This window comes from Actinoplanes sp. NPDC049681 (genome assembly GCF_044465265.1).
Lineage (GTDB): Bacteria > Actinomycetota > Actinomycetes > Mycobacteriales > Micromonosporaceae > Actinoplanes.
Genome location: NZ_JBITLP010000009.1, coordinates 384,906 through 408,680, shown reverse-complemented (window position 1 = coordinate 408,680; position 23,775 = coordinate 384,906). Strand labels below are relative to the sequence as shown.

Sequence of the window (23,775 nt, the reverse complement as noted above, 5' to 3'; positions counted from 1 at the left end):
CGCTTCGCCGATGCGTGCCTGCCGTTCCGGGCCGTCCGGCACGGTACCGGATCGCCGCACCGACCCCGATATCCGGCATTGATGGAGGTGGCTACGATCGGCGCGGCACGGCGGGGCGAGAGGTGAGGGATTTGGTACGCAAACGGTGGCGTACACAGGGTCGGCGCGAGGCGGCCACCGGGGCCGGCGAGGACTCCGGTCCGGCCGGCGAAGTCGTCAGCGTCCGTCAAGCCGTCGGAGCCTTGGCATTCTCCGCCGTCCTGGCTGTGGGCTTCCTGGTGTCGGACGGAGTGCCCGATGCCTTCAGCGTCCGGCGGCACGTGGACGCTGCGTACTCGCGGTCGCCCGCCGACGACATCGGACGCGACGCTGTCGCGTACACGTCTTCTCAGGCACCGACCCGGGTCGCCGCAGCCATCACCGACCGGTGGCGCCCCGGCCGCGGCGTCGCCGACGCCGACGGCGTCTATCTGCGATACGCCGACGACAGCATCGTCATCCTCCGCCGGCAGAACGGTTCCCTGATCCTGGTCGAGAAGACCACCACCGCCTACCCGAGGTATCTGGCACATGTCGCAGGTCAGTGGGACCGGTAAACCCCAGCAGCGGCCGGGCGGGCGGAAGCTCGGCATCCTTCTCGCGGTCGGTCTCGGCGGCATGATGCTCGCCTTCTGCATCGGCGGCATGGTGTCCGCAGGCTCGCCGGACCGGATCGGCCCGCCGGAGCAGGCGGCGGCCGACGCCACCGCGGCCGCGCTGGCCCGGGCGACGCAGGCCCAGCACGTCTGCTACGGCTGGCAGCTGGACCACTTCGAGAGAGGGCAGCCGGTCACGCTGAGCCTCGGTTCGAACGCCGGCGGGGGCGTGTCGGTCCGCAAGGCCACCGGCTGTGACCGCTGGTTGGTGGTCGTCGCGACGGTGCGCGGGTCGTCGAAGCGCCACCCGAAGGTGCTGCTACAGGTGATCGATTCCCGTGACGAGTCGTCGTCGGTGGTGGTGAAACCGGGCTCCGTCGGCATGACCGAGAAGATGTTCCTCGCGGATACCGGCGCGGGTGTCCTGCGGGCCGCCGGAGCGCTTCCCCTCATCGCCGCCGAGAACGGCATGGCACAGCCGGTGGCGGCGCAGCCGGTCCAGGCGAAGGAGCGAGCGCTGCCGTCGGTCGGGTACGACATCCTGCGCGGGCGCGGCGGGTCGCTGCTAGTCGCCATTCCCATGATGTTCCTGGCCCTCGCGTCGTCCGCGATGCTGATCGATGTGCTGCGGCGGCGCAGAGCCGCGGCCGCGGACGTGCCGGTGGAGTGAACCGAGATGTCTGCGAGCGCCCGGCGGAACCCGGATGCGTCAAGGTCGTCGAACGAGGGGAGCCGAGCCCGGGCGGCGTCCCCATGCTGAGATCAGCGGTGCCAGGGTGAGGTCGAGCTCCCCGGCGGCGACGGCGGCCAGGTGTGCGTCGATCTCGGCGTCGTCGGCCAGCCCGGCGCCGACCAGCTCGGCGCGGACGTGGCGTACCGTCGCGCTCTCCAGGCGGTTGCACACCGTTCCGCCTATCGGAAAGTTGCCGGCCGCGGCGACGTCGACCAGGCCGGCCTCGCGCAACGTCCTCGGCAGCGTACGGCCGTAGCGCAGGTCAGCGCCCCGCTCCGCCATCAACTGTCTGAAGGCGCGCCGCAGCCGGTTGGCACGCTGCTGCGCCGGGCCACTTTCGTCGAGGCACACCAGCGGCTGCAGCTCGGTGTCGGCGTCTTCCAGCAGCAGCCAACCGCCGGGCCGCAGCGCCGCCACCAGCGTTGCCAGCGCTCGGGCCCGGTCGGGCACGTGGACGAGGACGAGCCGCGCATGTACCAGGTCGAATGTGCCCGGCTCCGGCGGCGGATCCGCGGCGAGGTCGTGCCGGCATACCTCGTAGGGTCCCTGCGTGTCCAGCCACGTCGTATTGATGTCGCTCGCCAGCACGTACCCGGTGGGTCCGACTGTGGCGGCGAGCGCCTCGGGGATGCTGCGGCCCCCGGCCCCGACCTCCCAGCAGCGCCAGCCCGGTCCTATCCCCAGGCGGTCGAAGTGCCCGCGCGTCACGCCGTCGAACAACTCGGCCAGCGCGACGAATCGCTCGCCCGCCTCGGCCCGGGCATTGTCGAGGAGATAGCGGTGGTCGGCGGCAGTGGCCGGGTCGGTGCCGGGATCGGGCGGCGACGAATTCACGGCTCCATTCTCCCCTTCGGCCGTGCCACACCACCGCGACACGCGTGCTGTCCCGAGCTGTCAAGCGGCGCGGAACTGCTGCCGGAGGTCGGTGTCGAAGAGGCGGGACCCGAACAGGCGCCGGCTCCGCACGAGGATCTTGGTGGCGGGCGTGATGACGTAGCGCGCCCGGGGGTCCGCGGCGGCGTTCAACCCGGCGTACGGACCCGCCGGGGCCGCTGACCCGGCGAGCGCGTGCGCTGCGACGTCGCCGAAGCCGGTGCGGATGAGTCGCGGCTCGATCAGCGCGACCTTGATGGCCTCGGTGTGGTTATGACGCTGTTGGCCGTCCGGAATATCGACGTATCCCGAATATTAACTCGTGTCAATATTGCATGGTTGCCGGCCGCCGGATCACGATGCTGGCATGTTCATTCGGCGTCTCACGGTCGCTACCGCGATCCTCGCTCTGGCCGGTGCCGGGCTCACCGCCGCAGCTCACACGGCTGAGGCCGCCACGAGCGTTCCCCGCTTCGACCACATCGTCCTGGTGATGTTCGAGAACAAGTCGAACTCGCAGATCACCTCCTCCAGCGCCCCCTACTTCAAGTCCCTGGCCACCCAGGGCGCGAGCTTCTCGCAGTCCTACGCGATCACCCACCCCAGCCAGCCCAACTACATCGCTCTGTTCTCCGGCTCTACGCAGGGCGTCACCAGCGACGCCTGCCCCAAGACGTTCAGCGGCGACAATCTCGGTGCCCAGCTGATCGGCGCGGGGCTGACGTTCAAGGGCTATTCGGAGTCCATGCCGTCCGACGGCTACACCGGCTGCTCCAGCGGCAGGTATCAACGCAAGCACAACAGCTGGGTGGATTTCAGCAGCGTGCCGGCCGCCAGCAACCTCACGTACGCCAGCTTCCCGGACAGCAGCAACTACGCGTCGCTGCCCACGGTGGCGTTCGTGACCCCGAACATGTGCAATGACATGCACGACTGCTCGATCAGCACCGGCAACACCTGGTTGCGCACCAACCTCGACGCGTACGCGCAGTGGGCGAAAGCGAACAACAGCCTGCTCATCGTGAACTTCGACGAGGACAACTCACTCTCGCTCAACCACATCTACACGACGTTCGTGGGCGCCCACGTCAAGCCGGGCACGTACTCGTCCAAGATCACGCACTACACGGTGCTGCGAACCATCGAGTCCGCGTACGGCCTGAGCCCACTCGGTGGCGCTGCCGGCGTCTCGCCCATCACCGACGTGTGGAACTGATCAGACCGTGTATCTCGCCTCGGTGGACCACCCGGCCGCGGGCACTCGGACGAAGGCCAGGAAGGTCGCCGCCACCGTCCTCGCGCTGGGCACGGTCAGCCTGATCACCGACGTGTCCAGCGAGATGGTGAGCGCTGTTCTGCCGCTGTACCTCGTGGCGGGGCTGGGACTGGGCCCGGCGGTGTACGGGCTGGTCGACGGTCTGTACACCGGGGCTACCGCGCTGCTGCGCCTGGTCGGCGGCTACGTCGCCGACCGGGTGCGGCGGCGCAAACTCGTCGCCGGCCTCGGCTACGGCGTCTCCGCCCTGGCGAAGGCCGGCCTGCTGGTGGCCGGCGGCTCACTGGCCGGGATTGGCACCGCGATCGTGGCCGACCGGGCCGGCAAGGGACTGCGCACCGCGCCGCGGGACGCCCTGATCACACTGGCCACGCCGCCGGAGGCGCTGGGCCGGGCGTTCGGCGTGCACCGGGCGATGGACAGCGCGGGTGCATTCGCCGGCCCGGTCGTCGCCCTCGCCGTGCTGGCCGCCTCCGGCCAGGCGTTCGACGCCGTCTTCGTGGTCAGCGGCTGCGTCGCTGCCGTCGGCGTCCTCGTTCTCGTGCTGTTCGTCCGCGACCACCGCGATACCGGCGCTCCGTCGGCCACGGTCAGCCTGCGCCAAGCCGCCGCGCTGCTCGAGCACCGCCCGGTGCGGCTGCTGCTGGGCGGTGCGGTACTCCTCGGGCTCAGCACGATCGGCGACGGCTTCGTCTACCTGCTGCTGCAGCGCCGGGAGAACCTGGCCACCGGGTGGTTCCCCCTGCTCGCGGTCGGCACCAGCCTCGCGTACCTGTCGCTCGCGGTGCCCCTCGGCGCCTTGGCCGACCGCCTCGGCCGCACCCGGGTCTTCCTCGGCGGCTATGCCGCCCTGCTCGTCGTCTACCTGCTTCTCACGACCTCCTGGGGCGGCCCGGCGGCGCTGGTCACGGTTCTTGTTCTGTACGGCCTGTTCTACGCGGCCACCGACGGCGTGCTGATCGCCGTGGCCGGGCCGGTGCTCCCCGCCGCGCTGCGCACCACCGGGATCGCGCTGATCCAGACCGGCCAGTCGCTGGCCTACCTGGTGTCGTCGGTGCTGTTCGGGATCGCATGGCAGTGGTGGGACGCCGCCGGAGCGGTCGTTGCCGCCGCGATCACCGCCGCCCTCACCCTGGGCGGTTCGGCAGTGCTGCTGCTGCGGGGCGGGCGAGCGGCATGACGGCGCGGGCACGACTGCTGCTCGCCGTGGCGCTGTCCTTCGCGTTGCTCGCGGTGGCGGCGGCGTACGTCATCATGGCCGGTCGCCGGGATCCCGTGCCCGCGGTGGCGGCGAACAGCGTCGACGCGAGCCCCGGTAACCGGCTGCTGTTTCGCAGCACGGCCGCCGGAAGCTACGGCAGGGCCGCGACCGTGGCCCGCGGGAACGCCGCCGGTCCGCGGACCGTGTCGGGGCTCGACTGTGACCGGCTCTACGCCGCCGCGGCCGCCGCGGTCTGCCTGCGCCGCGACGGATCGCTGGCCACGTACCAGCTCGCGGTGCTCGACGCCCGCCTGACGGTGAAGGACACGTACCCGCTGGTCGGCGTGCCGAATCGGGCCCGGGTCTCGCCCAGCGGGCAGGTGTTGACCTGGACCGTCTTCGTTACCGGTGACAGCTACAACGGCGGCAGGTTCTCCACCCGGGTGGGCATGCTCAACACCGCCACCGGCGAGACGGTGGACACCCTCGAAACGTACGCGGTGACGCGCGACGGCAAGCCGTACCGGGCGGCCGACCTGAACTTCTGGGGCGTGACGTTCGTCGACGACCAGCACTTCTACGCCACCATGTCGACCGCGGGGCGCCGCTACCTGGTGTTCGGGGACGTGGCTGCCCGGACCGTGCGCACCGTGGCGGCGAACGTGGAGTGCCCGTCGCTGTCGCCGAACCGGCGGCTGATCGCCTACAAGGAGGCGATCGGCGGAAACCCGGCCCGCGGGTGGCGGTTGTCCGTCCTGGATCTGGCGACCATGACCCGGACCGCCCTGGCCGAGACCCGCAGCGTCGACGACCAGGCGGCCTGGTACGACGACACCACCGTCATGTACGCGCTGCGCCGCGGCCCGAAGTCAGCCGACGTGTGGTCGGTCCCCGCCGACGGCACCGGCCATGCGGCGGTGCTCATCCCCGACGCGGAGTCTCCCGCAGCCCTGTGGAACTAGGCGGCGTCTCGAAGTGGGGATAACCACGACAGCCGACACCACCGGGTGTCCGACCACCGCTCACGTGGGAGAGCCGAGGCTTTGCGATTCGGCGGTTGGCGGCGGCGAGGCGAGCGGCTCGGCCGGCTGGTACGGCCGCCCTCGGCGTCTGTCGGCACGGTGTTGTACGGCTAGCCATGGCCGACCCTTGAGACAAGGCGTACCAGCGATTGTCTGGTCGGCGGCCTTCATCGCAACGGGGAGACAGTGCGATGGCCTCCATCGAGACCCGCAGAACCAAGGGCAAGATGACCCGTTACCGCGTCAAGTGGCGCACGGAAGAGGCGTGGGTTCTTCGACGGGCTCGACTTGGTAGGGCCGGGGTATCGTGCGGTCAGCGACCCGATGTGGCCCGCCTCGGACGGGGGCTGATCGTCTTGCCTGGCAGCCCGCCAGCGAAGCGACTGAGGGTCCCGGGCGAAACGGAGGCGCGATGTCGGACGGTTTCCGGGTTGATCTTCCTGCGTTGGAGAAGGCCTCCGCGGGTATCAACATGACGCTCGAAGACCTCTCGCTCACCAAGATCAACACTCTCCAGGGAGAGTCTTCCGCATACGGACATGACGGTCTCGCCTCCGCCGTCCGGGACTTCTGTGAGCGCTGGGAGATCGGCGTCGAGCATCTCGCCGTCGACGGCCAGGAGGTCGCCGAGCGACTTTCGCAGAGCGTCCAGGACTATCGGAGAGCCGATACGGCCGCAGCCGACCGGCTCAACGGCATCCTGCAGCGCACCACGGGTCCCGATCCGGCGGCGCACTGATGGCCGAGCTAGGACAAACGGACGATCCCAGGCAACTGGTGCCGGGCGACGCGGGCGCTCTCCTCGACATCGCGGCCTCGCTGCGCTCGCGCGGCGACGAACTGACGCTGGCGGGCAAGGGCCTGCAACGCATCGACACGAGCGACGGCTGGAGCGGCGCGGCCGCGGACGCGTTCCGGCAGAAGTTCCAGGGGCAGCCGGGCAAGTGGATCGAGGCGGGCGACTGCTTCCACAGCGCGGCGTCGGCGATCGAGGCGTACGCCAAGACCTTGACCTGGGCTCAGTCGCAGGCATACGAGGCGATCCGGCAGTGGAACGCCGGTCAGGCCACGACCAGCGAAGCCCAGACCCGATATCAGCAATACCGGGCAGCGGGCGGCACTGATCCGTTCCAGGATCCCGGTGAGGCCACCCGCACGTCGGCTCAGCAGGTGCTGAACCAGGCCCGTCAGCGACTCGAGGCAGATGGCGACTCCGCGGCGGCGACGGTGGGGCATGCCCGAGACAAGGCACCTCAGAAGCCCGGCTTCTGGAGCAAGGTGGGTGACTTCTTCTCCGATGTCGGCGCGGGCCTCGAGAACGCCGGCGCCCACGCCCTCAACGGCGTGGCGTCTTTCGGTAACGCGGTGGCGCACCACCCTGGGGATGTCGCGCTGGCGGCGGCCGGCGCCGGGTTGATGTTGGTCAGCGGCACCGCGGATGCCGGCGGGGCGGTGCTCGACGCGACCGGTGTGGGCGCCATCGTTGGCGTGCCGATCAACGTGGTGTCGACGGCGGGGGTCGTGGCCGGTGGCGGGATGCTGGCCGCCGGCGTCGGCGACCTCATGATGAACGCGCAGGGTGACGATCACGTCTCTCCGGCCCGCACCGACCACACCGGCTCCGGCGGCACGAATTTCCGTGACGTTCACGGCGGCGACCGCACCGCCATGCGAGGCGTGGACGTCGACCACGTCTGGGACAACGGCGAGATGTACATCCAGGACGACGGCCAGATCGTCAAGATCATGGACAACGGCAATGGCACGTACGATGTCGTCGTGCGCGACATGAGCAACCCGACAGGGAAGCCGACCACCGTGATCAAGGACGCCACCGACAAGTACGTGCGGGACAAGATCGATAGCGAGAAGTGGGGCTGAGTGTGGAGAGCGCCGACTGGACCGGACCGGTCACTGAACGCCTGCGCTGCTGTATCTGCGGCGACGAGACGGACGGGGCCGAGGACTACGTCGTGCTTCAGGTGACCGCAGCGCCGAGTAGCGCAGTGCAGTACCTCGGCGCACATGCCGCCCACCTCAACAACGTCCTGGCACCAAGCTTCAGCGTCGAGGTCCACCTGATGTGAAGCGGCCCGAACTCACAGGTCGGTCCATTCGCCGAGAGGCTCGTTCACGGTCATCCCGCGGAGACGCGCAGCGGACCGGCGAGGAACCCCGGACGTCCGCCGGACCCGCTCATGTCCCACCCGCTGTACTCGGGGGCGTGCCGCTTCGCCCTACTCCGGCATCCGGCGCAGCACGAGCTCGGCAAGCCTGAGACAGCCGTCAGGGTTCCAGTTGACCGCCTTCAAGCGGCATTCGACGCTGAAGCTGCGGCCGTGCCAGCTGGACTCGATGGTCCGTACCGCACCGTCGAGGCTGAGGCCCTGAAAGCCGCCTTCACCGAGCTTGGGCAGCTCCTCGCGGCCGTTGATGGTGCTCTCCACCTCGAGCAGCTTCGTCGAGTCCTGGGTACGTAGCCGTACCGCGTAGTCGGGCTCGTTCGCCGGGTTCCACTCGCAGACCGAGATCGTGGGGTCGATGACCTTTCCGTCGTACCTGGTCATCTTCATGTTCGTCTGGTCGATCAGTTCCTCGTCGGTGAGGGCGTCGCAGGGTTTGGTGATGGCGAACCGCTTCTGCCCGCCGCAGGCGGTCAGGGTAGCGGCCAACAAGAGGGAGATGGCGAGGGCGCCGGCTGTCTTCACGATCCGCATGAGTCGCCATGCTGGCACATCCCGGCCGGCGGCGGGGTGGTGTGGGCCGCGGGGCCACAGCGCACCGGCGGTCCGATGACCCTGTTCCTGGCCGGCCTGGACCGGTTCAAGCAGGTCAACGACACCTTCGGGCATCAGGCCGGTGACCAGCTGGGGTGGCTCGCCGGGGTCGGTTGCGCCACGCGTGGGGCGGAGGCGGCGGTCACCAGCGGCCCGCCGCCCAGCGGCCCGCCGCCCGACGGCCCGACGGCCTGCGGCACCAGTTCGACGACGCGCCGCCTGAACACCGCGAAGGCCGGGTCGAGGTACGTCACCTGGTCGACCACGTTGGCTCAGTTCGCGGGACGCCTCTCATCAGCCATCGAGGCCGTCCGGCGTCCAGAGCGGAGGATGCATCGCAGGCAATTCGGCGTGGAGCCGCACGTGCTTGCCAACTGGCGTGCGCACACGCTGAGCGAGTCCGTGTTGGACAGCCGTACGGTCGTCGCGCCGGTCATGGCGGCCATCTGCACGGCGCAGCTGCCGGGCGCAGTCCAGCCTCGCCGCCCTCCTCCTCGCCGCCCTCGTCCTCGCCGCACGGATGTGGCGGTGGGCATTGTGCGTCCGAGCTGCGAGGTCCGGTCTTACTGACGGATCGAGGATACCGCGAGGGACGATCGCGGCGGCATTCGGTCCATCTGTTTCGATCCTGACCGATTCACCGACGTGAGTGGCTGCTTTCCACCCAGGACGCGGAACGGTCGGTCTGGTTGCCGTCAGTGTTGAAGTTCACAAGGAGTTGTTCCGCACGGCGGCGAATGACAAAGTTCCCGGGCGGCGCCCCACCTCGCGAGAGGAATTTCTTTAGGCGTCCCTCTAAACAGGATTTCCTTCGGCACACCTTGCACCACGGTAAACGCTATGTAGACACGGGGATCACTATGAATCGGCCCGGCCCGGGCTCCGACGATGTTGTGCGCGCGCTCCGGACGTGGCGCGACGGCCATGCGGATCGGCGAAGCGCGCAGTTTCCGTACGAGGTCGTCACCCGCCACGTGCAGCGCAGCGGGAAGCACCACCTCTCCGCGCAGGTCATAGAGCAGCTCGTCGACGCCCGGCGCGACCTCGCGGCGCAGGACGACCTGCTGACGCGCTTCCTCGACTGCCTGCTGGACAAGCACGACGGCACGTACCGCTACGACACGTACCTGTCGCTTCCGGTCCTGCGTGACCTGGTCACCGGGCCGGCAGCGGTGCTGTCCCCGATGGAGCTGGCCGGGCTGCTCGTCGCCGACGTGCTGCGGTTCGAGGTCGAGGCGCTGCACGGGCGCCACGATCTGCTGCCGGACGGCCGTCCTTCGGTGCGAACGGTGCGCAAGCGCATCCGGCACGGCCTGGGTCACCTCTACCGGCACGGCACCCCGTCGCCCACCCGCCGCGACTGGAACCCCGAGCAGCCGGAGCAAGCCGACGAGATTCTTGCGGCCTTGCCGAGCAGCGGCGTCCCGCTCGTTCGAGCCCGGCTGGCGATGACGGTCCATCCGGTCCACGTGCTCCACGACGAGTACATGTTCATCCGCATCCTGCAGAGCTACGAGACGGTCTTCACCGGGCTCGTCGGCTCGGCGGCCGAGGCTCTGCACCGGCTGCGGGCAGCCGACGTCGCCGGGGCGGCGGGCTGCCTGGCGGACGCGGCCACGGCACTGGAGCGGGCCGGTCTGCTGTTCACGCTGCTGGCGACCATGGACCCGTCGGCGTTCCGGCACTTCCGGGACTTCACCGAGGGAGCGAGCGCCATCCAATCCGAGTACTACAAACGCTTCGAGCTCACATGCGGCACGCCGCCCGGCGAACGGCTGTCCTCTCCCGCCTTCGGCAGTGTGCCGGTGGTTCTCGAGGAAGCGCGTCACGGGCGCGACACGATCACCCGGGCCTACCTGGACATCCGCCGGTCGAATCCGGAAATGCTGCCGGCCCTGGACACCGCGCTCGCCCGGCTGGAACGCGCCCACCAGCGGTGGAAGTCGACGCACCACAGTCTCGCCACACGCATGCTCGGCGATGCCTCCGGTTCGGGCTATACCGCCGGTGTGCCGTACCTCAAGGATTGCCTGGACAACCGCCTGTTCTGGGGCATCGGGACCGATCTGACGACTGCGGAGGTGCGCCATGCCGACCTCACGTGACGGTCGTCCCGGTGAGGCCCGCCGGGTGCTCAACCCCGCCCAGCCGGACCCGCTGCTGCGCTACGAGTACGACCGCGGCAGCAACTACGAAGAGGACACCCGGCTCACCACCGCGCTGGCCGCACTGGTGCCGGAGGGGGAGCTGCACCACCCCGATCACCGCTTCTTCCAGGTGATGCACCTGATCACCGAGTTCAGCTGGGTCGGCATCCACCACGCCCTGTGCGACGTGGCCGGCGCCCTCGACGACGACCGGCCGGTCCAGGTCAGCCGCCTGCTCGACCGCGCCACCGCGCTGGCCGCGGTGCCGGTCCAGGCGATACGCCAGCTCAGTGAGTCGCTGCCGCAGCTGAGCCTGCTGGCCATGCGGGCCGCCTTCCCCCCGAACACCACCGGGCTGGACTCGCCGGGCGCCCGCAACCTGCGACGGGCGTGCCGGGCGGTGTGGACGGCGTTCGAGGCCGCCATGGCCCGTGCCGGTCTCACGCTCGACGACCTGTCCGCGGCCGCCGAGCCGCGTTGTACCGGCGCGGTGGCTCCACTGCTGCTGGCCGACGTGATGGTCGGGCTGCACCGCTTCGACGCGAGAGTGCTCGAGTGGAAGCAGGTTCACCTCAACATGGTGTGGACGCTGCTCGGGGGCCAGCCGCACGCCGACGACGGTCCCGGCGACGACGGCAAACCCAACAGCCTGCGCGGCCGGTCCATCGGCGACCTCGAACGCATGGCGGCCAGCCCGATGTTCCCGCTGCTGTGGCAGCACAGCACCACCGTCTTCCATCGAATGACCAGGGAGGAAACGCCGTGACGGACACCATCGAGGCGACCCGCGTCCAGCTGCGCGAGCTGTCGGCCACCGAGGCCGCGCAGGTGGTCGAGAAGCAGACGCCGGACGGGCAGCGCTGGGCGGCCGGTTACCCGCTCGAGGGCACCCTCATCGCGGGTGGCGCCCTGGTGCGGGCGTTCGCCGCCGGCCGGTACCGCCCTGGATTCGGCATGTACCAGATCATCGACCGGGAGACCGGTCAGGTGATCGGTGACATCGGATTCCACGCTGCCCCGGACGAGGCGGGCGCCGCGGAGATCGGCTACGGCATCGTGGAGGAGTTCCGCGGCCGCGGACTGGTCTCCGAGGCGCTGCGGGCCCTGGCGGAGTGGGCCTTCAGCCGGCCGGGGCTGACGGAGCTGCAGGCCGGTACGGAGCCCGACCATGTCCCGTCGCAGCGTGTGCTGACCCGAGCGGGCTTCGTCTTCACCGGCGTCGAGGATGGCGAGAACCGCTACCGCTTGCCGCGGCCCGCCACCGCAGGCGGAGCCACCCCGTGAACGTCGTCGCGTACTTCGAGTCGGCCGGATCGGCCAACCTCGCCGACCTGCTCGACGTCGCCCACGGCTGGTGCGAGCTGGTGGTCGTCAACGCCGGAGACCGGCCCTGGGGGCCCGGCGACGTCGCGGCTCTCAGCGGGCTTGCCCGGCATGTCGACGGATCGGGGCTCGACCCTGCTGGCCTGGCCGTCGCCCTGGGCGGGCACGGCGTCACCGGGCTCATCACCTTCGGCGACGATCTGCTGCCGCTGGTCGCCGAGGTGGCTCAGCTGCTGGGTCTGCCGTACCACGAACCGGCGACCGCCGAGGCGCTGCTGCGCAAGGACGTCCAGCGACGACGGCTGGCAGAAGCGGGCGTCGAGACACTGCGCTGCGCCACTTTCGACGACGCGGCCTCGCTCGCCGCGGCGGTCGCGCACGTCGGCTTCCCGGCCGTGCTCAAGCCGGTCGTGGGCAATGCGAGCACCCATGTCACCCCGGTGGACGACCTCGACGCGCTGCACGCCGCCCTCCGGGTGGCCGAAGCCGACCTCACGATGCCGGCCATGACCGGCGCCGCGTTCGGCTTCGACGCCGGGTACGCCTGGCAGCTCGAGGAGCGCCTGCTCGACGGCGTGCATCCCGCGGGGGAGTGGCTGGGCGACTACGTGTCGGTGGAGAGCGTGGCCCTGGGCGCAGGCAAGTACCGGCACTTCGCCGTCACGGACCGGCTTCCGCTGACCTGGCCGTTCCGGGAGACGGGCCTGCTCACTCCGACGCAACTGCCGGCGGACCTGCTGGAACGCGTCCTCGCCGTCGCCGAGGCGGCCCTGACCACGCTCGGTGTCGCCCACGGACTGACACACACCGAGATCAAGCTGACGCCGGACGGGCCGCGGATCATCGAGGTCAACGGACGGCTCGGCGGCTTCGTGACCAATCTCCTCGGCCGGGTCGGCGGCCCGGACCCGGTGCGGCTGGCACTGCGCGCCGCGGTCGGCGAGCTCGCCGACGAGCAGCTGCCCACCCCGGCCGGGTACGCGCTCGCCATGCTGGTCCAGCCACCCCCGGCGGCGACCCGCCTGGAGCGCCTCGCCGATCTTGCCGCGCTGCGTGCCGTCGACGGCGTCTGGCGCGTAGACACCCGGGTCGCGCCCGGTGAGGCGGTCGACTACCGGACCGGCACCCTCGGCCGCGTACAGACCGTGTGGGTCGCCGGACGCACGGCCGCGGAGCTGCACACCTCGATGGTGCAGGTGCAGGACGTGCTGGCGGCCGGCAATCGCTACCACTGTCCCCCTCCGGCTGCCGACACGAGAGCGACGCCATGACTGCCGTTCCCCTGATCTGCTTCGCACCGGCCGGAGCCGGTGCCGGCTTCTTCCACGACTGGCGCGGGGTGCGCTCCGCCCTTGACGTACGGGGTGCCGAGCTGCCCGGCCGGGAGAAGCGGTTCGCCGAGGAGCCGCACACCGACATGGCGACCCTGGTGGCGGATCTCGTTCCCCGGATCCAGCAGGAGACGGCGGGGCATCGCGCCGTGGTGGTGTTCGGCCACAGCTTCGGCGCGTCCGTCGCGTACGAGGTGGTGCGGGCTCTCGCCGCCGCCGGACGCACCGGCCTGAGCCTGGTCGTCAGCGGCGCGGCGGGACCGGGCGGAGACCCGCGCCCGCAGATCTCCCACCTGCCGGACGAGGAGTTCGTAGCCGCCGTACGCCGCACCGCCGGCTACCACCACCCGGCGCTCGACAATCCGGAGCTGCAGGAGCTGCTGTTGCCCGTGCTTCGCGCCGATGTGGCACTGCACGAGCGGTACCGGCCGGCGGCGGAACCCCGCCTCACCGTGCCCGTGCTGTCGCTGCGCGGATCCGCCGACGACCTGGTCTCGGCCGCCGACACCGCGCGGTGGTCCGATGTGACCGACGGCGCCTACCGCTCCGCGGAATTCCCCGGGGGTCACATGTACCTGGTGGACCGGGCGGACGCCGTCCTCGCCCTGGTGGAGCAGGAACTGGCGGCCGCAGGGCAGCACAGTGGGTGAGCCTGTGGCGCGGGCTGCCACGGCAGGCGCCATGGGCGGATGGCCGCGCGGCGACGCACCGGCCGGCGCCCCGGCACAGCGGCACACGATGTCGGTCAAGGCGCCGGCGCTCCCGCGCGGCGACGCGGCGACCGCCGACCTGCTCGCGGCGTTGTCCCTCGTCCTCACCCGCTGCGGCGCCGGGGACATGCCCATGGTCCTGCTCGACGGTCACGGCGGTGAGTCAGACCGCATCCGCGCCGTACCGGTCGGCATGCCCGCCGCCGACGGCACCGTCGGCGAGTACCGCAAAGCCGCCTCCCGCCGCATCGAGGCGGCCCTGCAGGTCGCCGGGGCGGCCGCCGACCCCGCCGTCGGCCTCTGCCTGACCACTGGCAGCAACCCGGCACGGGCATCCGCGCTGCCGGTCCACCCGATCACGGTCCAGGTCGACGTGGCCGGAGACGGTCGATGGCGTACGGACTGGTGGTACGGACCGGACCAGGTGCCCGGCTGGTGGGTCGAAGAGCTGGCCGGGCTGTTCGCGACCGCGCTGGACGTGCTCACCGGAGGCGTTCAGGACGGCCCGGTGGACGAGCTGGCCCTGCTGGACGCCGAGGGGCGCGACCGGGTCCTGCGCCTCGGGGGCCGGCCGGCCGACGCCGCGCCCGAACTGGTGCACGAGCGGTTCCGGAAGGTCGCCGCGCAGAATCCCGCCGCCGTGGCGCTCACCGACGGCGCTGCCCGGATGACGTACGGGGAGCTCGACGCCCTTACGGATCGGGCGGCCGCCGCGCTGAGGACGGCCGGCGTCCGGACCGGCGACCGGGTCGGCGTATGCCTGGATCGCGGCATCGACCTGCCCGTCGCCCTGCTTGCCGTGCTCAAGGCCGGCGCCGCGTACGTGCCGCTCGACCCCGGATATCCCGAGGCGCGGCTGTCCTTCCTCGTCCAGGACGCCGGACTGACCCACGTGGTCGTGGACGGCCGGGGCGCCGCCCGACTGCCGGCCGCCGGCACGCTGATTCCCTGGCCGGAGGTGCTTGCCACGTCCAGCCGCGACGACGCTCCGGAGCCCCCCGGCGCGGATGGGGCCGGTTCCGCCGCCACCGCGTACGTGATCTACACGTCCGGCTCGACCGGGCGTCCCAAGGGCGTCGTCGTGCCGCACCGCAACGTCGTCGCCCTGATCGATGCCGTACGCGACGACTTCGGCCTCGGCCGCGACGACACCTGGTCATGGTTCCACTCGGCCGCGTTCGACTTCTCCGTCTGGGAGATCTGGGGCTGCCTGCTGAGCGGCGGCCGCCTCGTCGTCGTGCCGTACTGGACGTGCCGCTCACCCGAGCAGTTCCGTGAGCTGCTGGCCCGTGAGGCCGTGACGGTGCTCAGCCAGACGCCCTCGGCGTTCGCCGGGCTGCTCGAGCTGGAACGACGTGGCGGACCCACCCTGCCGCTGCGGCTGGTGGTCTTCGGCGGCGAGCCTCTCGACACCCGGTCGCTCCTGCCCTGGTTCGACCGGTATCCCCCGTCGCGATGCCGGCTGGTGAACATGTTCGGCATCACGGAGACGACGGTGCACGTCACGGCGGAGACGCTCGGCCGTGAGCACGCCGAGACCGGTTCCCGATGCGTCGGTGCGCCGATCCCGGGTTGGGCGGTGCGGGTCGTCGACCCGGCCGGCCGGCTCGTACCCCCGGGTGTGGTGGGCGAGATCGCCGTGGCCGGTGCCGGACTCGCGGACGGCTACCTGCATCGGGCGCAGTTGACCGCTCAGCGCTTCGTCCTGGACCGGCAGTCCGGCGAACGCTGGTACCTCAGCGGTGATCGGGGCCGGCTGCTGCCCGACGGGCGGCTCGAGCATCTGGGCCGCATCGACGGCCAGGTGAAGCTGCGCGGGCATCGCATCGAACCGGACGAGATCCGTGGCGTGCTGCTGGAGGATCCGGCCGTGGTGGCGGCTGCCGTGGTGCTGCGTTCCGGCATCGCCGAGGCGGCCCGGCTCGATGCGTACGTGGTGCTGGCCGCAGGCACCGGCCCGGACACGGTGGCTGCCATCCGGCGGCGGGCGTCCGAGACGTTGCCCGAGTACATGGTTCCGGCCACGGTCACCGCTCTGCCGGTCCTGCCGTTGACCGTGAACGGCAAGCTCGACGTGAGCGCCCTGCCGGAACCGGACCTCCGTACGGTCGATCCGGCATCCGGACCGCCCGTCACGCCGACCGGGAACGACGTGGTGGACGCGCTGCTGGGCGTCTGCCGCTCGCTGCTGGGCTCCGCGCTGCGGCCCGACGACAACTTCTTCGACGCCGGCGGCAACTCGCTGCTGCTCGCGCGTCTGGCCGGGGCCCTGCGCGCCGGCGGATTCCCGGGCGCCACCGTCCGGGCGCTCTACCTGCACCCCACCGCCCGCCGACTCGCCGACCACCTGGCCGGTACGCCCGCCGGCGGGACGGCATCGATCCGAGGGAACCAAGCGCCATGACCACTCCCGTCTTCTCCGACACCGACCTCGCCGCCGCCATCCGCCGGGAGTGGAGCACCGCGCTCAGGCAGGAGGGGGTCACCGACGATGAGAACTTCTTCGCCGCCGGGGGGAACTCCCTGCTCGCCATCGCGATGGTGGGCCGGCTGAGCGCCGTGCTCGGCGTCCGGCTACCGCTGCGGCTGGTGTTCGATCATCAGAGCGTCGCCGAACTGACCCCCGCCGTCCGGCAACTGGTGCCGTCGGACGGCGGAACGCCGCGATGACCACACCATCGACGGGGCCGGCGCTGGCCGCGCGCCCGGCCACCCCCGAGCAGCAACAGATGTGGCTGGCCGTCCAACGCGAACCCGAGTCCGGCAGATTCAACAACCCCATCGACCTGGAGATCCGGGGGCCGCTCGACACGGCTGCGTTGCACGCGGCGCTCGGCGACCTCCTCAGCCGGCACGCGGAGTTGCGCAGCGCCTTCGACACCGAGGGAGGCGAACTTCGGCAGTCGTTCCCGACGACGGTGCCCGTACCGCTGCGCGAGCACCGCCGACCGGGGCCGTACCGCAGGAGCGAAGCGCTGCAATGGGCGGCCGCCGCCGGCGCCCGGCCGTTCGACCTGACGGCCGCGCCGCTGATCAGGGCCGACCTGCTGCACTTCGACGACGGCGCGCTCCTGGTGCTGACCGCGCACCACCTGGTGAGCGACGGCTGGTCCTCCGGCGTCCTGGTGGAGGACCTCATCGGCTTCTACCGTGCGCGGGCCACCGGCACCGCGCCGCAGCCGACGGCCACCCCGCCGGCACCCCGCCCGCAGCCCGGCGAAGCCGACGTACGGTACTGGCGGGCGCTGCTCGACGGGGACTGCGGTCCGCTGGCTCCCGTACCCGATCTGGTTCGCCGGGGTGAAGGGCCGGGCCCCGCCGCCCACCTGCAGTGGTCGCTCGACGACGCAGCCCGGTGCGACCTGTCCGGCCTCGCGCAGCGCGAGCAGGTCTCACCCGCGGTCACGGCGCTGGCATTGTGGGCCTTGCTGCTGCACGCCTGGAGCGGCGAGGACGACGGCGTGCTGGGCATGCCCTTCGCGGGACGGCTCGACCCGGCCACGCACACCGAGGTCGGCCTCTACACCCGGGTCCTGCCGGTCCGCACCCGGCTGCTGCCCGGGCGCCCTTTCCGGGACATGCTGGCCGAGCTACGGGAGCAGGTTCTCGACTCGCTCCTGCACTCCGACGTGGACACCGGCACATTGCGCTCCGGCAGCCCGGCCGCGCGTGAACTGCGCGCCGTCTTCGCCCACCACGGTCGGACCGTGGAACGGTGGACCGCCGAGCGCACCGAGTGGCTGATGGTCGAGCACGAACTGGAGGCGGCCAAGTACGATCTCGCCCTGGCCGTCGTGGAAACGGGCGGCTCGATTCTGCTGCGCATCGACTACGACGCCGCGGTGTACACCGCCGGCACCGTCCGGGAGCTCGGCGAACAGCTGCGCGAACTGCTCACCGTCGCCGCGGCGGATCCGGGCAGCAGCTGTCTGGACCTGCTTGCCGCTCTGGCCGACAGGCGGCCGCAAGGGCACCGGCACGGCCCCGCGCTCGCCGCGACCGGCCCGACGCTGGTCCCGGAACGTGTGCTGGCGCACGCCGCCCGCCGTCCCGGCTCGGTGGCGGTGCAGCACGGCGACGAGGTGCTCAGCTACGGCGAACTCGTCGAGCGTGCCGGTGCGGTCGCCCACTGGCTCACGGGGAAGGCGGTGCGTCCCGGCGACATCGTCGCGCTCCTCCTGCCGCCGGGCATCGACACGGTGGTCGCCATGCTCGCCTGTTCGCTGGCCGGCGCGGCGTACCTGCCGCTCGATCCCGCCTACCCCGACGCGCAACTGGAGATGGTGCTCGCCGACGCCGCACCGGCACTTCTCGTGGCGGCGCCGGACTGCGTGCGGCGGTGCAGCGGTACCGCCACCTCCGTGTACGGCCTGGACGAGGTGATGGACGCCGCGTCAGCGCTGCCGCCCCGCGCGCCCGACGTGCGGATCGACGGCAGCACGGCACTCAACGTGCTGTACACCTCCGGGTCGACCGGGCGGCCGAAGGGCGTCGTGCTGCCGCACCTGGGCGTCGCCCGGCTGATGGGCCACCCCGCCTTCCTCCCGCTCGGCGACGACGACGTCCTGAGCCACCTGTCCCCGCTCAACTTCGACGGCGCCACGTACGAGATCTGGGGAGCGCTCGCGCACGGAGCCCGCCTCGTCGTCCTGGACAAGGAACTCGTCCTCGATCCCCGGGCACTCCGCACGGCCCTGCGCCGGCACGGGGTCACCACGCTGCTCGTCACCACGCCTCTGCTCAACCGCATCATCGAGGACGCGCCCGATGTGCTGCAGTCCCTGCGCCGGGTGTACTTCGGTGGTGAGCTCATCTCCGTACCGCACATCCGCCGGGCGTTGCGCTGGTGCGGTCCCGGCACGCTGCTGCACAGCTACGGGCCCACGGAGAACTCCTTCACCTCCACCTGGTACCCGATCGAGGAGGTGGCCGAGGACGCCCGGACCGTGCCGATCGGCCGCCCGGTGCCCGGCACGAGCGCGTACGTCGTGTTCGAGGGCACCCTGCGGCCCACGCCGCCCGGCGTACCCGGGGAGCTGGTGCTCGGCGGTGCGGGAGTCGCGGACGGCTACCTCGACGACGCGGACCGGACCGCGGCGAAGTTCGTCGCGGACCCGTTCGACCAGCGGCCGGGGGCCCGGCTGTACCGCACCGGCGACCGTGTCCGCTGGACCGTCGACGGGGAGCTCGAGTTCATCGGGCGCAACGACAACCAGGTGAAGATCCGCAGTCAGCGCGTCGAGCTCGGCGAGGTGGAGGCCGCCGTCCTGGGCCATGAGGCGGTCGAATCGGCATTCGTGACGAGCCGTACGAACGCGCGGGGCGAGAAGGAGATCGTCGGTTACGCGGTGCTGGCGCAACCCGATGCGCTGCCCCGATTGCGTGAGCATCTGCGCAGTCGCCTACCGGCCTTCGCCGTGCCACGACACCTCGTGCCGGTCGACCGGCTACCGCTGAAGCCCAACGGCAAGATCGATCGCGCTCGCCTTCCGCAACCGGTGGAGCAGCCGGACCGCCCCGCCGCGCGCCCCCGGCCGCGACGCCGCGGTGCTGACACCGGCGGCACCGCGCGGGTCCGGGCCGCCTGGGCCGAGGTGCTCGGTGGCCAGGCCTTCGGCGACGAGGACAACTTCTTCGAGGTCGGTGGCCACTCCCTGCTCGTGGTCAAGCTCTCGGCGGCGCTGCAGCGGCACACCGGTACGGCGCCGACCATTGCCGACCTGTTCCGTGCGACCACGGTCGCCGCACAGGCTCGGCTCCTGATCGGTGACCGTCCGACCGCTACCGCGGCGATCACCGAGATGGCCGCGAACGGGGACCATGCCGACGACGACATCGCGGTGGTGGGCATGGCCTGCCGGTTCGCCGGATCGCCCGATCTCGCGGCGTTCTGGCGCAACCTGGTCGAGGGCCGGGACTGCCTGCCCAACGGCGACCGGCCCGTCGCCGAGGAGCTTCCCGACGGTCGCCGCCGGATCGCCCGCTGGGGCATGCTCGCCGACGGCCCGGGCTTCGACGCCGCGATGTTCGGCTTCGACGCCGACCAGCTCAAGACGGTCGATCCGCAGCACGGCATCCTGTACGAGTGCCTGTGGGGAGCGGTGGAGAACGCCGCCCTGCGGATGTCCGACATCCACACCCGCACCAGCCTCTACGCCGGCCGGGCCAGCTGGCCGGGGGACCGGGGCCTGCCGGTGCGCGAGGAGATGACGCGCGCCGACGAGGTGGTCGGCAGCGACGCCACCTTCATGCCGAGCCGCTTCTCGTACTGGTTCGACCTGTTCGGGGAGAGCCTGCTGCTGGACACCGCGTGCTCCACCTCGCTGGTCGCCGTCCACCTCGCCTGCGAGAGCCTGCGGCGTGGGGCCAGCGACTACGCCCTCGCCGGCGGCGTGTCGGTGGCCTACCCGGATGACGGCAGCTACCTGTACGTCCCCGGCCACCTCTACGCCCGGGACGGCTTCTGCCGTCCGTTCGACGAGCGGGCCAGCGGCACGGTGGGCGCGGACGGCGCCGGTGCGGTGCTCCTGCGCCGCCTCGGCGACGCCGTACGCGACGGTGACCCCATCCACGCGGTCATCCGAGGCAGCGCCGTCAACAACGACGGACGCGCGAAGGTCGGGTACACCGCGCCCGGCGTCGAGGGCCAGGCCCGGGTGATCCGGCAGGCGCTGGCCTCGGCCGGACTGGACGGTACGGACATCGACTACGTCGAGGGCCACGGGACCGGCACCAGGCTCGGCGACACGATCGAGGTCGCGGCCCTGACCGAGGCCCTCGGCCAGGAGGGGCCACCGGTGGCGGTCGGGTCGGCGAAGGCGTCCATCGGGCACACCAACACCGCCGCGGGCGTGGCGGGTCTGATCAAGACCGTTCTGGCGGTCAGCCACGGGTTCCTTCCGGCGACCCCGCACGTCGGGGAACCGATCGGTGAGCTGCGCAGGCACGGCGACCGGTTCTCCCTGCTGCCCACCGGCCGGGCGTGGCCCGAGCACGACCGGCCGCGCACGGCGGGAGTCAGCTCCTTCGGTGTCGGCGGCACGAATGCGCACGTCATCGTTCAGCAGTACGTACCGGCGGGGGAACTGGCATGAACGCCTTGGTGGAACGACCCGGCGGCTGGCTGGTGCCGGTCTCGGCCCGCAGCGCGAGCGCCCTGGCGGCACTGCGGGTGCGGCTGGCGGATCACCTCGAGGCGCACCCGCAGCTGTCCCTCGATGATGTGGTCACCACGATGGTGCGGGGCCGCGAACCCTTCCCGCACCGCTGCGTGGTCCGCGCCGCCGACCGGGCCGGGATCATCTCCGCCCTGCGCGGTGGACCCGGGGCGCGGCCGGGCCCGGCCGATGCCGGATGGTTCTGCGGGGTCGCGCCGGCCGACCGGCCACCGCGGCTGGTGTTCAGCTTCGGCGCCGGAACGGGCTTCGGCCCCGGTGCCTGTGAGCGCCTCGCCATCGTCCGGCGCTGCGTCGACGAAGCAGAGGCCCTGCTTGTGGAGGGCGGCTCCGGCGATCGGGCGGCGGCAATGACGGTGGCGACCGGGTACGGGGTCGCCGAGCAGCTGCGCGAGTGGGGCCTCGTCCCCGACGGCGCGGCCGGAGTCGGGGTGGGCGCTCTCACCGCGGCGGCGGTGAACGGGCACCTGGACTTCGGGCAAGCCGTGCAGCTCGCGTGGCGTGGCGAACCCGCCCCGCAGCCCGCTGCGGCCGACGCGGCGCCGGAGGCGACCTCCGCCGCCGGGGAAAAGGTCCTGTCGGTGGAGATCAGTCCCGAAGGGCTCACCGCGGCGGCCGGCGACGTCTGGGACGTCGTGGTCGCGGTCGTCCCGCACGCCGACGCGCCGACCTCCGTGGCCAATGCCGTGGCGGAGGCGTGGTGCCTGGGCGCGGACGTGGACCTGCCCACCTTCGGCAGGCGGGTGCACCTGCCCGGCTACCCGTTCGAGCGGGAGCCGGCCGTCGACGCGCCGGTGCCCGTACACCGGGCCGTCGAAACGGCATGGACCGACGTGTTCGGTGCCGAGTCGGCGGTCGACATTCGACCGTGGCAGGCCGTGCACCTGCGCCGGGCCGTGGCAGCACACCTGGGCCACGCTCCGGCCCTGCCCCGGATGGCCGCGGTGACCACCTCGGCGCAGCTGCTGGCGTGCGTGTCGGCAGCGGACGCCGACCGCAGCGGCGGTGCCGAGCATGTCCGGCCGCTGACCGCCCGCGAACAGCGCCTGGTCTTCCACGACGCCGTACGGGCCGGCAGCACCACCGATGAGCACACCGTGGTGGTGACGGTCCGGCTGGACGTGCCGCCGGAGACGGCGGAGCTGGAGCGCGCCCTGCACCAGGTCCAGGCGGACCGGCCGGCCCTGCGGACGATCTTCCGTCGCGACGGGGACCGCTGGACGGCCGTACGCATGCCGGAGCCCCTGGTGACGCTGAGCCGCTCGGCCGCAGGCGGCGGTCCGGACCGCCCCGCCATCCAGCCGGTGGATGCGCCCTTGTTGTACGTCGGACTGCACCCCGCCGGTGACCATGCGGTACTCGTCGTGGCTCTGCACCAGGCGCTCGCCGATCACATCGATGTCGACGAGTTGACCGCCGACCTGCTCGACCGGGCGGCAGGTCGCCACGACCGCACCGCCACCGCCACGACTTCCGCGAGGAGCACAGCATGACACTGTCCCACCCCACCGACCAGATCATGGCGACGCCCGCCGTACCCGCGGACTGGCACGGCACCGCCGCCGTGCCCGTGGACGCGGACCAGGCGTTCAACGGCTACGTCGCCGCCAACGTCGTCTTCGCGCTGGACCGCCTCGGCGCGTGGGCCCGGCTCGTCGAGGGAGACCTGGCGGTGGCACCGTTCGCCGCCGCGCTGCAATTGGACGAACGGATGCTGCGTGAGCTGCTCCGCGCCGCCGCCACATTCGGCTACCTCACCGGCGACGCCACGACCGTGCGCCTCACCGAGGCCGGTGCGGCGATGGCGGCCATGCGCGGCTACTTCACCTGGGCCGTCGGCGGCTACAACGAGCTGTTGGCCGGCGCGGCCGGCGTCGTCTCCCGCGACCGCCGCTTCGGCGTGGACATCCATCGTGACGAGGCGATGGTGGCCATGGGTTCGGCGCAGAACGACGGCTCGTTCATGGCCTCCATCCTCGACGAGGTCCTCGCTGATCTGACCTTCGACGTGCTGGCGGACCTGGGCAGCGGCGTCTCCGCCAGGATCTGCCGCGTCCTCGCCGACCGGGCGGGGGCCCGCGGTCTGGGTCTCGACATCAGCGGCCCCGCCACGAAGCTGGCGGAGCGCACCATCGGGCAGGCGGGTCTCACCGACCGGGTCCAGGCGATGCAGTGCAACGTCCTGGACGTGTTCCTGCGCCAGGAGCACCGCGACGCCCTGGCCGGCGTCGACACGGTGATGAGCTTCTTCCTCATGCACGATCTGCTGGCCGACCCGGCCAGCCGTGCGCAGGTGCTGCCGCGCATGCGGGAGGCGTTCCCGGCGGCCCGGACCTTCGTGCTGGCCGACACCATGCTGCGGCCGGCCGGCGACGAGTCGGCACTGCCCATCTTCTCCTCGGGATACGAGCTCGCTCACGCGCTGATGGGCGTGCCGCTGCACACCCGGGACGAGTACGAGAGGTTGTTCGCCGCCGCCGGCCTGCGGATCAGGCGGATCACGCCGTTCGGTACGCCGCACTCGTGGCTCTACGTCCTCGACGCCGACTGACCGGCGACGCACCTCCGACCG

The 23,775-nt window shown here is 71.7% G+C and carries 22 protein-coding genes; 18 read left to right on the top strand and 4 right to left on the bottom strand.

The genetic code is table 11. The features are described 5' to 3' along the window. The first annotated feature begins 242 nt into the window (after positions 1-242). Together ACIBO8_RS31840 and ACIBO8_RS31835 are read left to right on the top strand one after the other, a co-directional pair. On the top strand, positions 243-596 hold the full coding sequence (locus ACIBO8_RS31840; RefSeq protein ID WP_396119097.1) for a DUF4247 domain-containing protein: 354 nt from the start codon (positions 243-245) through the stop codon (positions 594-596). Beyond that, positions 571-1,305 (top strand): hypothetical protein, encoded by a 735-nt coding sequence (locus ACIBO8_RS31835; RefSeq protein WP_396119096.1) that lies wholly within the window; start codon positions 571-573, stop codon positions 1,303-1,305. The genes ACIBO8_RS31840 and ACIBO8_RS31835 overlap by 26 nt, the downstream gene beginning before the upstream one ends. A 39-nt stretch (positions 1,306-1,344) precedes the next feature. On the opposite strand, the gene ACIBO8_RS31830 is transcribed toward ACIBO8_RS31835, so the two are convergent. Next, on the bottom strand, positions 1,345-2,202 hold the full coding sequence (locus ACIBO8_RS31830) for a methyltransferase domain-containing protein (protein ID WP_396119095.1): 858 nt from the start codon (positions 2,200-2,202) through the stop codon (positions 1,345-1,347). Between the two features lie 60 nt (positions 2,203-2,262). Then, the gene (locus tag ACIBO8_RS31825) at positions 2,263-2,394 is read right to left on the bottom strand and encodes a hypothetical protein (RefSeq protein WP_396119094.1); all 132 of its coding nucleotides are present in this window, start codon (positions 2,392-2,394) and stop codon (positions 2,263-2,265) included. Between the two features lie 214 nt (positions 2,395-2,608). On the opposite strand from ACIBO8_RS31825, the gene ACIBO8_RS31820 reads away from it, so the two are divergent. From ACIBO8_RS31820 to ACIBO8_RS31795, 6 genes are all read left to right on the top strand, one after another. Continuing rightward, on the top strand, positions 2,609-3,457 hold the full coding sequence (locus ACIBO8_RS31820; protein WP_396119093.1) for an alkaline phosphatase family protein: 849 nt from the start codon (positions 2,609-2,611) through the stop codon (positions 3,455-3,457). Positions 3,458-3,464: 7 nt separating this feature from the next. Further along, positions 3,465-4,697 (top strand): MFS transporter, encoded by a 1,233-nt coding sequence (locus tag ACIBO8_RS31815; RefSeq protein ID WP_396119092.1) that lies wholly within the window; start codon positions 3,465-3,467, stop codon positions 4,695-4,697. Next, positions 4,694-5,680: a hypothetical protein gene (locus ACIBO8_RS31810; RefSeq protein ID WP_396119091.1), complete on the top strand. Its 987-nt coding sequence runs from the start codon at positions 4,694-4,696 to the stop codon at positions 5,678-5,680. Before ACIBO8_RS31815 ends, ACIBO8_RS31810 begins: the two co-directional genes overlap by 4 nt. Positions 5,681-6,152: 472 nt before the next feature. Then, on the top strand, positions 6,153-6,479 hold the full coding sequence (locus tag ACIBO8_RS31805) for a hypothetical protein (RefSeq protein WP_396119090.1): 327 nt from the start codon (positions 6,153-6,155) through the stop codon (positions 6,477-6,479). Next, entirely contained in the window at positions 6,479-7,621 is a 1,143-nt protein-coding gene (locus tag ACIBO8_RS31800; RefSeq protein WP_396119089.1) for a putative T7SS-secreted protein, read from the top strand. Before ACIBO8_RS31805 ends, ACIBO8_RS31800 begins: the two co-directional genes overlap by 1 nt. A 2-nt stretch (positions 7,622-7,623) precedes the next feature. Further along, complete coding sequence (locus ACIBO8_RS31795; RefSeq protein WP_396119088.1) at positions 7,624-7,827, top strand: hypothetical protein; 204 nt, start codon at positions 7,624-7,626, stop codon at positions 7,825-7,827. 150 nt (positions 7,828-7,977) lie between these two features. Here the strand turns inward: ACIBO8_RS31795 and ACIBO8_RS31790 are convergent, their stop codons facing one another. Then, on the bottom strand, positions 7,978-8,457 hold the full coding sequence (locus ACIBO8_RS31790; RefSeq protein WP_396119087.1) for a hypothetical protein: 480 nt from the start codon (positions 8,455-8,457) through the stop codon (positions 7,978-7,980). 134 nt (positions 8,458-8,591) lie between these two features. Next, complete coding sequence (locus ACIBO8_RS31785; RefSeq protein ID WP_396119191.1) at positions 8,592-8,783, bottom strand: hypothetical protein; 192 nt, start codon at positions 8,781-8,783, stop codon at positions 8,592-8,594. A 627-nt stretch (positions 8,784-9,410) separates the two neighbouring features. On the opposite strand from ACIBO8_RS31785, the gene ACIBO8_RS31780 reads away from it, so the two are divergent. Genes ACIBO8_RS31780 through ACIBO8_RS31735 form a run of 10 tightly spaced genes read left to right on the top strand, consistent with a single transcriptional unit; the run spans position 9,411 to position 23,754 of the window. Beyond that, positions 9,411-10,622 (top strand): hypothetical protein, encoded by a 1,212-nt coding sequence (locus ACIBO8_RS31780; RefSeq protein ID WP_396119086.1) that lies wholly within the window; start codon positions 9,411-9,413, stop codon positions 10,620-10,622. After that, positions 10,606-11,430, top strand: coding sequence for a hypothetical protein (locus ACIBO8_RS31775; protein WP_396119085.1), 825 nt, complete (start codon positions 10,606-10,608; stop codon positions 11,428-11,430). The genes ACIBO8_RS31780 and ACIBO8_RS31775 overlap by 17 nt, the downstream gene beginning before the upstream one ends. Beyond that, positions 11,427-11,948, top strand: a complete 522-nt coding sequence (locus tag ACIBO8_RS31770; protein ID WP_396119084.1) for a GNAT family N-acetyltransferase — start codon at positions 11,427-11,429, stop codon at positions 11,946-11,948. The genes ACIBO8_RS31775 and ACIBO8_RS31770 overlap by 4 nt, the downstream gene beginning before the upstream one ends. Further along, on the top strand, positions 11,945-13,258 hold the full coding sequence (locus tag ACIBO8_RS31765; protein WP_396119083.1) for an acetyl-CoA carboxylase biotin carboxylase subunit family protein: 1,314 nt from the start codon (positions 11,945-11,947) through the stop codon (positions 13,256-13,258). The genes ACIBO8_RS31770 and ACIBO8_RS31765 overlap by 4 nt, the downstream gene beginning before the upstream one ends. Beyond that, positions 13,255-13,968, top strand: a complete 714-nt coding sequence (locus ACIBO8_RS31760; protein WP_396119082.1) for a thioesterase II family protein — start codon at positions 13,255-13,257, stop codon at positions 13,966-13,968. Before ACIBO8_RS31765 ends, ACIBO8_RS31760 begins: the two co-directional genes overlap by 4 nt. A 31-nt stretch (positions 13,969-13,999) precedes the next feature. Next, complete coding sequence (locus ACIBO8_RS31755; RefSeq protein ID WP_396119081.1) at positions 14,000-16,432, top strand: amino acid adenylation domain-containing protein; 2,433 nt, start codon at positions 14,000-14,002, stop codon at positions 16,430-16,432. Beyond that, a complete protein-coding gene (locus ACIBO8_RS31750) occupies positions 16,429-16,698 on the top strand; it encodes an acyl carrier protein (RefSeq protein ID WP_396119080.1) in 270 nt (89 codons plus the stop codon). Before ACIBO8_RS31755 ends, ACIBO8_RS31750 begins: the two co-directional genes overlap by 4 nt. After that, positions 16,695-21,122: an amino acid adenylation domain-containing protein gene (locus tag ACIBO8_RS31745; protein WP_396119079.1), complete on the top strand. Its 4,428-nt coding sequence runs from the start codon at positions 16,695-16,697 to the stop codon at positions 21,120-21,122. The genes ACIBO8_RS31750 and ACIBO8_RS31745 overlap by 4 nt, the downstream gene beginning before the upstream one ends. Next, positions 21,119-22,696 carry a hypothetical protein gene (locus ACIBO8_RS31740; RefSeq protein WP_396119078.1) on the top strand — a complete coding sequence of 526 codons (1,578 nt, stop codon included), beginning with the start codon at positions 21,119-21,121 and terminating at the stop codon, positions 22,694-22,696. The genes ACIBO8_RS31745 and ACIBO8_RS31740 overlap by 4 nt, the downstream gene beginning before the upstream one ends. Next, positions 22,693-23,754 carry a class I SAM-dependent methyltransferase gene (locus ACIBO8_RS31735; RefSeq protein WP_396119077.1) on the top strand — a complete coding sequence of 354 codons (1,062 nt, stop codon included), beginning with the start codon at positions 22,693-22,695 and terminating at the stop codon, positions 23,752-23,754. Before ACIBO8_RS31740 ends, ACIBO8_RS31735 begins: the two co-directional genes overlap by 4 nt. Positions 23,755-23,775: the final 21 nt, after the last annotated feature.